This is a genomic window from Wenxinia saemankumensis (assembly GCF_900141735.1).
In the GTDB taxonomy this organism is placed as follows: Bacteria; Pseudomonadota; Alphaproteobacteria; order Rhodobacterales; family Rhodobacteraceae; genus Wenxinia; species Wenxinia saemankumensis.
The window spans coordinates 19611-30323 of sequence record NZ_FQYO01000009.1 but is presented as its reverse complement, the minus strand read 5'-3'; the positions used below and the strand labels follow the sequence as shown (position 1 = coordinate 30323).

The following is a 10713-nucleotide window of genomic DNA, read 5'->3' as shown; positions in this document are numbered from 1 at the left end:
CCATCCACATTCCGCGCTGGCCATGCGCTCGCCTGTCGAGTTCAGATCAGCGCTCAACCCCAGCCAGGCTGTCCGGTGAAACGGGGGGCACTCCACGGACCGGGATGACCCCCTGAGAGACGAGCTCTTCCACCGCGTCGTTGTAACTCTGCCGGTAGAGCGCACGCGCCGTCGCGCCGCTGTCTGGTCGGGAGAGTGCGATCCGTTCCTGATGGCTTGCTGCCGATGCGGGCGGCGTCGGCAGGCTGATGATCTCGAGCTCGCCCGACCGGGAAAACCGCGACACATCCTCCATCCGGATCATGTCCGTCGTCGGCGGGGTCACCTCGCCGGTCACAGGGTCGGTATAGACGTTCCAGGCGATCAGCAGCTGATCCTCGAGCTCCTGCAAGCACGTGGCATCCCTTCCCGCCAACCGGAATTGGGTGCCAACCGCAAGGGATGCGGCACGAAAAGGCGCGGCCATCTCAGCGCGCCTTCATCATGACGCGGGATGCCATAGTGATCAGGCCCGGCGCCTCGACCAACAGCACCCCGCGGATCACGAGGCGCAGCACGCCCGCGAAACCTTCGGGGCCGAGGCCGAGCGATGCGAGCATGTCAACGATGGGCGTCCAGGTCGACGACAGAGGCGCCGAGCCGAGGACCGCGTCGATATCGGGCACCGGCAGCCGCGCGCCATGCAGCTGGCCGGCCCGCAGAAGAGCCTGCTTGCAGACATTCGCTTCCGTCACGATGCAGACGCGGTCGACGAAGCTCGGCACCGCCGCGCGGGCCACCCGCTCGATCTCGTCGCGGAACTTCGCGCGCTCTGCTTTGAAGAGCGGCTTGACGACGAGACCGGTGCGGATGCGCTTTCCACCCTTCGTCACGGTCACGACATTGAAGTCCAACGTGTGCTTCTTCCGCCGTCCGGCAGCATCGATGAACTCGATCGGGCCGACCTGGTCGATGACATCGACCACGCCGGGCAAGTAGAGGGAAACGAGCGCGACCTTGTGTTCGAGCATGCTCTCGAACTGCAGGCACCGGCCCTCCCCTTCGAGTTCCCCAAACGTCATCTGTCCGACGACAGATCCCTTCGTCTTCGTCCTCACCGTGCGGCAGCCACGGCTCGACAGCGGCCCCGGAGGGCCGTTCGTATTAGCGGTCATGCGCAGTCATCCTTTTCTTCGGCGCAATCGTTCAGCGTCGGCGCACGGGCGTGCGCCGAGAATGAGGGCGTCGGGAAGGAACGAACCGCTTGCGCATTTCAGGTGCGCGTGCCATTTACGGCTTGCATAGAACGGCGGTTTGATCCGTCCCGACTACATAGGCCGGCCTTCGGGTCGGCTTTTTCTTGGTCGGTCGTCAGGTGGCTGGCATCTCCTTCTTCATGCTCGCAGGATGAAACCTACGGGACCCGAGCGAAAAAAGTGAGTCGTAAGAATCACTTGGAGCTCGATCCCCTGTGGATTACGGGGCGGCGCGGCGGCTGGCAGGCGTGGTAACGGCACGGCGAGATGAGTCCAAGTGTCTGTTTCATTTGCGAGAATCGAAGCGTTCGTTGCTTTCGCAAACTGAGGAACGAGGGCGTCGGGTGCCGTGCTGGAGGAAGGACAGACGCTGCCGTCGAGCCTTAATTTCGGTTTTCACCGCAGGGTGACCGTCGGCGCAGATAGGGTGACGTTGCGGCATACCCGTCGGCTGATCCCTCGCAATGGAGCCCCGCGCCTGGTCCTGACTGAGCACCCTTGACCCGGCGACCGCATGTCGGCCACCGTCCGATCATGTCGGAGGATCCCCTCAGCCCGGACCAAGCGGCCGCACGGGCAGGATGTCAGAGAGCGGCGATCCTGAGCGCCATCGAGTCTGGTGACCTCACGGCCATCGGTGACGCGAGCGCAGGATGGATGATTGATCCCCGGGCCCTCGAAGACTGGCTGGATCGACGGCATGAAACGGTCCAGCCGCACCCTGACCGGGCTTCCACTGACGAAGCCGGGAGGCGCCAGCACCGGATGCTCGACGCAGCCCTGCTAGACCTCGAGGACCGCCCGGCCCTCTACCGCCGTCTGGCGGGTCAAACGCGCCACCTTTCGAAGAAGAAAACCCGGTTCAACGGCCGGCCGGGCGATCCGTGAACGCGGCCTACGGTCCATTGATCTGTCCGATGATCCACCGGGTCGGGGATTGACCGGCCGGGCCGCACCCGGTCCGGTAGGCCGGGTATGACTATCGTAGGAGTGACCCGTCCATGATCCGCCCTGCCGTCCTCGCCGTCTCCCTCGCCCTGCTGCCCGGCCTCGCCAGGGCCCAGATCCTCGAGAGCGGGGACTGGGACATCGTCACCGACGGCGCGCGCGGCACCATCCGCACGATGGGCGATCACGCCAGCATCCGCATCGGCGCGCCGGGATGCTCGGGTGGCTTCACCGGCATCCTCGAACGCTCCGGAGATACTGCGACCCTCACCGGCGAGGGCTGCACTCTGGACCTCGCCCGGTCCGCGGATGGCCGGATCACGATCTCGGAGGGGCCGGGTTGCACGATGTGGCACGGGGCGAGCTGCGCATTCTCCGGCAGCGTCGTGGGGCCCGCGCTGGCCGTGGACATCGACGCGATCGACGCCGCCTTCGCGCGGCTCGGCGGGGCCGCGGCGATGCAGCTGCAGGAGGCGCTGCGCGACGCCGGCACCTATGACGGTGCGATCGACGGACAAACCGGGCCCGGCACCCGCGGCGCCATCATCGAACGGGCCCGCCGGATGGCCGCAGAGGGCGACGATGTCCGCCTGGATGACGCCGACTTCGCCTAGATCGTCCTGCGGTCGATGATCGTGCCGCCGGAACCCGTCGAGCTCGAGGCCGGTCTGCCCTTCATGGGCAGCTGGGATTGCGACGGGATGGCAAGGATGACGTTCCGGCCTGATGGCTACGACCAGGGTGGCGTGGTGCTGACCTATGCGCAGCTCGAGGAGATCGTCCCGGGACGGATGTGGGGCATCGTGATGACGGACGGTTATGTCGTCACGGTCGAAGCCGACGGCTCCGACTGGCTGACATGGCACTCCCCGCAATCGGGGGACACGTTCCGCTGCCGCCGGATAGAGGAGGGCTGAAGCGAGGTGATACCTGTCCTGCAGGCGCGTGGGCCTCGAACGCCGCCTGAGATGGGCGATCAGGCTGACAAGCTCTGTTCCAGTCCGTCGAGAACCTCGAGAACGGCATCCCGACCGGAGCTGCCACCCACGGCGACATCGATCGGGACCATATCCCGGAGCATCATGTGAGGCGCGAGCAGGAAATCTCCAGCAGCCGACGCGTCATCACGGTAGATGCGCATCGCATGCAGGTAGACCACCGCGAGCCTGTAGAGTCGCTCCCCGGTCGTAGCTGAAAGGCGTCCGCCGCGTCTCCGCAGCCGCCTGGCTGTGGCATGAGGTATGGCCCTGTCGAACACCCGGTCGCCGACCTGCCTCCTCAGGTGGTCGAGCGTCGAGACCGGCAGCCCGTCTTCGATGCGAAGAGCGATGCCGAGCAAAGTGCCTGCCCCCTCTTGGCCGAGGAGGCGGGCGATGCCGGTGCCGTTGCTCTCAAATGCCATGAGCTCGACTGTAGTCGACGACGGTTCGAGGCCCTAGACCTATGATGGCCAACGTGGCGGAGCGGCCGAGGTCACGGCTACCGCGGCCCAGCGTTATCGGGAGAGGTGTAGGCCATGAACGATTCCGACCTCGTCATCAGCATCAGCGAGACTTTTGACCTCAGCCATGAGGATGCCGCAGAGATGGTGGCGCGCAGCATCCCACCGCCGGGCGGCTCGGTCCCCCGCGTTCCGCCTGACCTCCGAACGGCGGTGACGTCCATCCTCGCGCTCGGAGCGACGCGCTTCGGGAACGGCCGTTCTCTGAGGGCGTGGTATCTGACCCGCCCGCTCGATGGATATGGCGGCCGCACCCCCTGCGATCTGGTCCGGTCCGGACGGGCGAGCTGGATCGTTGATTACTTCGAGGAGATAGATCGGGGAGGATTTGCCTAATCGTGGCCCATGCCTTTAAATCTTGAAGATGAACCGCAACCCTTCGCGATCACCCGAACGAGCTGTCGCAACGCAATCCCGTGGTGATCGAATGAAGCCTACCCTTTCCATTGCATTTGATGATCGCCGGTTCTTCCGTGCCGCTGCTTCGAAGGCACAGAGGACCGGACGCACCCTTTCACAGCAGATTTGCCACTGGGCCCGTATCGGTCGCCGGGCCGAGCTGGACGGGTTCTACGACGAGGAACGTGTGCAAGGTGCGTTGAGCGCGAAGGTCGATACGGCCGTGCTCCTGCCGGTCGAGGGAGCCGTCTGGGAGGAACGCTTCATCGAGCTGATGTCCCGGCCGGGGCCGGGCGAGATCGAGTTCTTCCGGGAACTGCGTGAGCAGCTTCGGTCCAAAGGGACCGGCAATCCGGAAGGAACGTCGGGGTGACCTCGACTGCTTTAGCAGCCGCGTCGTCTATGAACCTAGAAGGCGCCGTCAGGGCGCGCCTCACGGTCGCGAGGGCGCTGGGTGAAGCGCAGAGCAAGATGACCAGGAGACGGGCAGAAGACCGATCCGGGATGGCCGCCGCCCGCGACAGCATGCTGACCGAGGTCTATCGCCTCGTCGTGGGACTGGACACATCCCACCCCGCCGCCCTCCCCCATCTCGACGCCATCCGGAGGTGGCAGTCGAACACCGCGCCCTGGACGGACCTCACCCCGGATGCGGAAGACGAGATCACGGCGCTTGCCCTCCTGCCGGGCGGGACGGACCTGGGGGGAGACGACGCCTTGCGCTTCGATCTGTCGATGTTCGACATCGAACTGGTCCTTCTCCTGGGAGGGACAGACGCTCCTCAGGACGAGGGTGATCTCGATACGATCGCCAAGGACTTGCTGGATCGGCGCGCCATTCCCGCGATCGGGACGCACGAGCGTCTCCTCCGCCAGATCCGAAATGGATCATGGTGGACCGACCTGACGATCGCGGCCGTGGAAGGGGCGCGGCGCGATCTTCGGGGACTTGCCCATCTGATCGACGTCCCCGTGGCAGGTGGATGTGTCGAACCATAACATCCCCCGAGGCCGCCCTCGAGCGCTTCGCCATTCTCGACTTCGAAGCGTCGAGCCTGTCGCCGGCGAGTTGGCCCATCGAGGTCGGGCTATCGTGGATCGAGGACGGCGAAGTCAGAACCTGGTCGTCCCTGATCCGGCCGGATCCAGCCTGGGATCTGGACGACTGGTCGCCTGCCAGCGCCGCGGTCCACGGCATCGAGATGAGGCAGATCCTAGACGCACCGGGGCGGCCGTCGGTCGCCCGCGAGTTCAACCGGCAACTCGGCCTGAGGCATCTCGTATCCGATGCGCCCGAGTTCGAATCACACTGGCTGTCGCGGCTCCTCGGCTTCGACATCGGTCCGCTGGGCGTTCGGATCGAGGAGTTCGACGCCGTGTCGTTCGCGATGTTCGACGGCTATGCGCTTGACCTTCTCTACGAGACAGTCGAGCGCAGGCCGCCCCCGCATCGCGCGGGACCGGACACGGCGCGGCTCGCTCGCGGATGGCTGAAGGCATTGCGCCACTCCGAGGTGATCCGGTCGCAGGCCCCGCGTTCATAGGCGAGGCGTAGCCGTCGAGCGGGGCTCGGCTGGCCATAGGAGAAAGTAGGCAGAATGGACGTCATGACATTCCAGGATGCGCAGGCCGCGCTAGAAGACATCGTCGATCGGGTCGTTCGCGATCGTGCGCAGGTCTACGTCACTCGGGAGGACGGGGCGGAGGTCGTGATCGTTTCGGCCGAGGAATTCTCCCTTCTCCAGAAGAAGTTGCGCCATCGTGGCAATCTGGTAAACGCCGGGCAGCATCCGGCGTCAATCGACCAAACCAATGCCGAGGGCGACAGCGAAGGCTCATGATAAAGAGCTTGGATGCTACTGAAACTGGCGGCCCCAGCGGGAAAGGGCCCACCGGATTGCATGGGGCTTGAGGGCGGCGGCGCCTTTGATCGCGACCATGATCCAGCCGGGCTGCCTGCCGTTTGCGGTTCGGATCTCGCATAGGCATTCAGGATAATGGGTTGACGAATAGCCACCGACTTCATCGAGCGGCGCTTCAATCCCTCGCTCTCCCTGATGACGCCATAAGATCTCGAAGCCCGTGCGCCACTTCATCCGGCGCCGAGGGCGGGATCGGCTTCAGATCGTAAACGTCCCGTCCCGGAATGAGTTCGACCCTGTGACCGAGGCGCTCCATGAGGCGGCTCGCCTCCGCTCGAAGGTCACGGCGTCGATCGCGGTCGTCCGCGACACCGAGAACTTCGACGAAGGCGAGATCGCCCGATGTGCCGTAGTGAGCCAGCCCGGCCAGGGACAGACCGGGCAGATCCGGGTTCGCCGCTCGGAGCGCCAATTCGATCCAGCCGAGATGTTCCGCTCGCTTGTCATCTTCGCGCACAGAGACCACCCAAGTTCTGTCGAGACCGGTCTCGAATGCCAATCGCTGTCTGAAGCTGCTAGATCCGGAAATCCTCGAGCGAGGCGCCGCCGTCGAGCGCTTCCTTGATCCAGCCCGGCTGCCGGCCCTTGCCCGTCCAGGTCTGCTCCGGGTTTTCGGGATGGCGAAACTTCGGAGGGTTTGCCGATCTCGCCGCCCCGCCCTTCTTCTCGCCCATGAGTTCGCTCAGGCTGAAACCGTTCTCCTTCGCGGCATTTTCGGCTGCGGCAAGCGCATCCTGGCGCTTTCGGGTCTCGTAATTCTCGATCGTCTTGTCGAGCTTCTTGCGCAGGTCGCGCAGCTCCTGGAGGTCCATCTTGTCGAGGTCGATCGTCGCCATTGTCCGTCCCATTAATTGAAGTTCACAATCCGAAACCACGCTTTAGAGATTGGTGTCAAGTCATCCGAAAGAGGACTCGCCGACACGACCGGCTTTTCTGCTTGCACACAGCGCAGGCCCGTTCTCAAAAAAGGGAGGCTAAAGCATGTTTCGTCTCGTGAAAAAAAGATAGGTAGTTTATCAGACGATCGCCTACAAAGAACACTTGCGGGAATATTGGCGATATTCGGCCCGTCGTAGGGAAGATCATCGAACCCCTTGCGCGGGCTCCCCATCGTCGCCTATGACTGACTGAACGATCAGTCAGGGCCGTAACCCGTTGCACGACAGCTTCGTCATCTCGGACAACATCGTCGCGATCCTCGACGCGGCTGAGCAGGAATTCTCGCTCGGCGGCTTCGCTGGGGCCGGGATGAAGGCGATCGCGGCCCGCGCTGGCGTTTCCACCGCCCTCCTGCATTACCACTACGGCACCAAGGACCGGCTCTATCAGGAAGTCGTTCGCCGGCGGTCGCAGGCGATCAACGAAGAGCGGATGAACTTGCTGGACGCGGTGCGGATGTCCGACGCCGATGCAATCGACGGCGTGATCGCGGCGCTCGTCCGCCCCCCACTGGGTCCGTCAGGGGGCGGCCGGGCCTATGCCCGCATCTTCGCCGGCTTGATCGTCGGACAGGAGCGCGATCAGGCCCTGGTCCGCGAGACCTACGACCCCATCGCCCTCCGCTTCGTCGAGGCAATCGGCGCGGCAGCCGGCATCGGCCGGGATGCGGCCGGGCTCGCCTACACCATGACGCTCGGAACGCTGATCTCGGTCATCGCCCGCGACGGGCGGACTGAACGATTGATGGGGCGCGACGCGCTCCTGACGGAGGAAGAGATCGTCGCGCGGATCACGCGATTCGCGCGCGGCGGCATCGAAGCACTAGAACGCCGGCAAGAGGAACGGCCGGACTGACATATCCAGGGAGGAGACCAGGATGAAACCCCAACTGACACTCGCGGCGGCAACGCTCGCCGCCCTGCCCGCGCTCGGCCATGCCGAGAGCTTCACGGCGACCGTGGTTGCCGGGCACCCGCCCGTCTTCCGCTGGGTGCAGATGATCGACGCAGCCTTCGTTCCGGCCGTGGAAGCCGCGCTCGAGGGCACCGAGGACACGATCAGCTTCACCGGGCTTTATGGCGGCGCGGTCGCCGGTGTCGGTGAGGAGCTGGAGGCCGTGGAATCCGGCCTGGCCGAGATCGGCGTCTGCCAGTCGCTCTTCGATCCCTCGAAGCTGGCCGAGCAGAACGTCACCTACTACACGCCCTTCGTCACCTCGGAGCCCCGCCTCGTCAGCGAGGTGATGGACGAGCTGCACCAGAACGATCCCCGGATGCTGCAGGCCTACGAGGACAACGGGGTGCATTATCTCGGCGCGCCGCTGGCGCTCGACGATTACCTCCTGATGACCAACTTCCCGGTGGAGTTCCTGGCCGACCTGGAGGGGCACAAGATCGGTGCGCCGGGCGCGGCCATCAACTGGCTGTCGGGCACGGGAGCCACGGGTGTCGCCGGGAACCTCACGACCTATTACAACGAGATCAAGGCGGGCGTGTTCGACGGCGTGATCGTGTTCGGCTCCGCCGCTCTGCCGAGCAAGCTGCACGAGGTCGCTCCCTACATCACGCAGCTCGGTCTCGGCGCGCAGTTCGCGGGCGGTCTCTGCGTGAACCAGGCATGGTGGGACGGCCTAACGCCGAACGTCCAGCAGGCCCTCGAAACCGGTGCCGATGCGGCGCAGGACTGGTATCTCGTCAGCCTCGAGGCCGCCGCCGAGACGGCGATCACCACGATGGAAGCCGAGGGCGCCACCGTGACGCAGGCCTCGGATCAGCTGCGACAGGACTGGGCGGCCGGAATGGACAACGCGGCGGCGACCTGGGCCGCGGATCTGGATAATCAGGGCCGGCCGGGCAGCGAGATCCTGCAAGCCTACATGGAGGCGATCCGGGCCGCAGGGGCGGAGCCCGTCCGCGCCTGGGACCAGGAGTGATCGCTTGACCGAACCGAACGTGGTCGAGCCGGCGCCTCTGCGCTGGCTCGACCGGGCGACGCTGGCGGCCAATGTCTGCGGCTCGCTCCTCATCGTCGGTCTGACCCTGCTGATCGGACTGGACGTGGCGGGCCGCAACCTGATGAACGCGCCGATCCCCGGCGTGCCCGAGATGGTGTCGCTGTCGATCGTGGCCATCGTCTTCCTGCAGGCGCCGCAATCCCTGCGCTCGGGCCGCATGACGCGGTCCGACAGCCTCATCAAGGCGCTCTCGGCGCGTGCGCCGCGTCTCGGCCGCGTCATCGAGACCGTCTTCGACCTCGCCGCCATCGCGGTGGTGGGGGCCATCGTCTACGCGACCTGGCCGATCCTCGTCCGGGCCTGGGAGATGTCCGTCTTCGTCGGCGCGGTGGGGAATTTCACCGCTCCCGTCTGGCCGGTGAAGGTGACGATCCTCCTCGGCGGCTCGCTTCTTGTCCTCCAGTTCGCCGCGCGGATCCTGCGCCGGTTCGGATCCACTCCATGACACCCTTCGATATCGGTCTTCTCGCGCTCGCGGGTATGGGCGTGTTCGTCCTCGCGGGACTCTATGTCCCGATCGCCCTCATCCTGTGCTCCTTCGCCGGGATGTGGGCGATCAAGGGCACGCCCGCCCTTGCCGCCACGATGCTGGGTCTTGCGGCGAACGACGCCATCGCCAGCTACTTCTTCGGGGTCATCCCGCTCTTCGTGCTCATGGGATTCATCGTTGCCGAAACAGGTCTGGGCCGGGACGCCTTCGACGTGGCGAATGCCCTCTTCCGGCGGGTGCGCGGCGGGCTAGGGGTGGGCACCGTCGGCGCGAGCGCGATCTTCGCCGCGATCACCGGCGTCTCGATCGCCTCGGCGGCGGTCTTCACCAAGATCGCCGTGCCGCAGATGCGGCGCCACGGTTATTCGGCGCGCTTCGCCGCGGGCACAGTGGCCGGCAGTTCCGTCCTCGGCATGCTGATCCCACCGAGCCTCCTGCTCATCCTCTACGGCCTTCTAACCGAGCAGAGCATCGGCGACCTCTTCCTCGCGGGCGTCGGTCCGGGGTTGCTGCTGGCCGTGCTTTTCGGTGTCGGCGTGGTTGCCATGGCGACCTTCACCCCCACTTTCGTCGGCGCGGTGGAAGAGGACGACACCCCCGCCCTCACGCCGGGCGAGCTCGTAACCAAGGCCCTGCCGATCACCGCCCTGATCGGGCTGGTTCTGGGCGGGATCTACGCTGGCTGGTTCACCCCGGTCGAGGCGGGCGCCATCGGGGCGCTCGGCGCGCTGGCCATCGGTCTGGTCAAGCGCTCGCTGAGCCTCACCGCGCTCTGGCGCGTGCTGGTCGAGACCGGGCTGGTGACGGCCTCGGTCTGCTTCCTCATCATCGCGGCGCAGATGTATTCCCGGATGCTCGCCTTCTCGGGCGTGCCGGCCGGGTTCGGGGCGCTCGCCGCCGACGCGGATCTCGGCTGGCTGGGACTGGTGCTGCTCTATGTCAGCATCACAATCCTGCTGGGCATGATCCTCGACAGCTCGTCGATCATGCTGATCCTGGTGCCGCTGATGCTGCCGATCGTGCAACCGATGGGGATCGACCTCGTCTGGTTCGGAATCGTCACGGTGATCGCCGTCGAGATCGGGCTACTGACGCCGCCGTTCGGCATCTCGGTCTACGTGATCCACGCCACGCTGGCGGACGAGGAGGTGTCGATCTGGGACATCTTCCTCGGCGCCCTGCCCTTCGTCGGCCTGATGCTGCTGGCGTTGGCGCTCGTCATCGCCTTTCCCGTCATATCGCTCGGCCTCGTCGGCCGCTGAGGA

At 65.6% G+C, this 10713-nt stretch carries 16 protein-coding genes; 11 read left to right on the top strand and 5 right to left on the bottom strand.

The features are described 5' to 3' along the window. Window positions 1–46 precede the first annotated feature (46 nt). Window positions 47–391 (bottom strand): hypothetical protein, encoded by a 345-nt coding sequence (locus BUE30_RS17055; protein ID WP_139300619.1) that lies wholly within the window; start codon window positions 389–391, stop codon window positions 47–49. Between the two features lie 76 nt (window positions 392–467). Beyond that, window positions 468–1154 carry a PDDEXK family nuclease gene (locus tag BUE30_RS17050; protein ID WP_139300618.1) on the bottom strand — a complete coding sequence of 229 codons (687 nt, stop codon included), beginning with the start codon at window positions 1152–1154 and terminating at the stop codon, window positions 468–470. 1082 nt (window positions 1155–2236) lie between these two features. Here BUE30_RS17050 and BUE30_RS17040 point away from each other — a divergent pair. Both BUE30_RS17040 and BUE30_RS17035 read left to right on the top strand, forming a co-directional pair. Next, a complete protein-coding gene (locus BUE30_RS17040; protein WP_073334335.1) occupies window positions 2237–2797 on the top strand; it encodes a peptidoglycan-binding domain-containing protein in 561 nt (186 codons plus the stop codon). 21 nt (window positions 2798–2818) lie between these two features. Further along, complete coding sequence (locus BUE30_RS17035) at window positions 2819–3100, top strand: hypothetical protein (protein ID WP_139300617.1); 282 nt, start codon at window positions 2819–2821, stop codon at window positions 3098–3100. Window positions 3101–3159: 59 nt separating this feature from the next. Here BUE30_RS17035 and BUE30_RS17030 read toward each other — a convergent pair whose 3' ends face one another. Beyond that, window positions 3160–3585, bottom strand: a complete 426-nt coding sequence (locus tag BUE30_RS17030) for an antitoxin Xre/MbcA/ParS toxin-binding domain-containing protein (protein ID WP_073334332.1) — start codon at window positions 3583–3585, stop codon at window positions 3160–3162. A gap of 114 nt (window positions 3586–3699) precedes the next feature. On the opposite strand from BUE30_RS17030, the gene BUE30_RS17025 reads away from it, so the two are divergent. The 5 genes from BUE30_RS17025 to BUE30_RS17005 all read left to right on the top strand — a co-directional run bounded on the left by BUE30_RS17025 (window position 3700) and on the right by BUE30_RS17005 (window position 5924). Next, window positions 3700–4020 (top strand): hypothetical protein, encoded by a 321-nt coding sequence (locus tag BUE30_RS17025; RefSeq protein ID WP_073334330.1) that lies wholly within the window; start codon window positions 3700–3702, stop codon window positions 4018–4020. A gap of 91 nt (window positions 4021–4111) precedes the next feature. Next, a complete protein-coding gene (locus BUE30_RS17020) occupies window positions 4112–4456 on the top strand; it encodes a TA system antitoxin ParD family protein (protein WP_073334328.1) in 345 nt (114 codons plus the stop codon). A 131-nt stretch (window positions 4457–4587) separates the two neighbouring features. Beyond that, window positions 4588–5082, top strand: a complete 495-nt coding sequence (locus tag BUE30_RS17015) for a hypothetical protein (RefSeq protein ID WP_139300615.1) — start codon at window positions 4588–4590, stop codon at window positions 5080–5082. Further along, on the top strand, window positions 5067–5627 hold the full coding sequence (locus BUE30_RS17010; protein ID WP_073334324.1) for a 3'-5' exonuclease: 561 nt from the start codon (window positions 5067–5069) through the stop codon (window positions 5625–5627). The genes BUE30_RS17015 and BUE30_RS17010 overlap by 16 nt, the downstream gene beginning before the upstream one ends. Before the next feature lie 54 nt (window positions 5628–5681). Continuing rightward, entirely contained in the window at window positions 5682–5924 is a 243-nt protein-coding gene (locus tag BUE30_RS17005; RefSeq protein ID WP_073334322.1) for a type II toxin-antitoxin system Phd/YefM family antitoxin, read from the top strand. A 196-nt stretch (window positions 5925–6120) separates the two neighbouring features. Here BUE30_RS17005 and BUE30_RS17685 read toward each other — a convergent pair whose 3' ends face one another. Together BUE30_RS17685 and BUE30_RS17000 are read right to left on the bottom strand one after the other, a co-directional pair. Continuing rightward, window positions 6121–6504 carry a hypothetical protein gene (locus BUE30_RS17685; protein WP_139300614.1) on the bottom strand — a complete coding sequence of 128 codons (384 nt, stop codon included), beginning with the start codon at window positions 6502–6504 and terminating at the stop codon, window positions 6121–6123. A 16-nt stretch (window positions 6505–6520) separates the two neighbouring features. Continuing rightward, complete coding sequence (locus BUE30_RS17000) at window positions 6521–6841, bottom strand: H-NS histone family protein (RefSeq protein ID WP_073334320.1); 321 nt, start codon at window positions 6839–6841, stop codon at window positions 6521–6523. 319 nt (window positions 6842–7160) lie between these two features. Here BUE30_RS17000 and BUE30_RS17970 point away from each other — a divergent pair, with 319 nt between their 5' ends. The 4 genes from BUE30_RS17970 to BUE30_RS16980 are packed head-to-tail and all read left to right on the top strand — an operon-like array spanning window position 7161 to window position 10710. Then, on the top strand, window positions 7161–7799 hold the full coding sequence (locus BUE30_RS17970; protein WP_073334318.1) for a TetR/AcrR family transcriptional regulator: 639 nt from the start codon (window positions 7161–7163) through the stop codon (window positions 7797–7799). A gap of 22 nt (window positions 7800–7821) precedes the next feature. Continuing rightward, entirely contained in the window at window positions 7822–8877 is a 1056-nt protein-coding gene (locus BUE30_RS16990) for a C4-dicarboxylate TRAP transporter substrate-binding protein (protein ID WP_073334316.1), read from the top strand. Window positions 8878–8881: 4 nt separating this feature from the next. Next, complete coding sequence (locus BUE30_RS16985; RefSeq protein WP_073334314.1) at window positions 8882–9403, top strand: TRAP transporter small permease subunit; 522 nt, start codon at window positions 8882–8884, stop codon at window positions 9401–9403. Then, a complete protein-coding gene (locus BUE30_RS16980; protein ID WP_073334312.1) occupies window positions 9400–10710 on the top strand; it encodes a TRAP transporter large permease in 1311 nt (436 codons plus the stop codon). The genes BUE30_RS16985 and BUE30_RS16980 overlap by 4 nt, the downstream gene beginning before the upstream one ends. The last annotated feature ends 3 nt before the right edge of the window (window positions 10711–10713 follow it).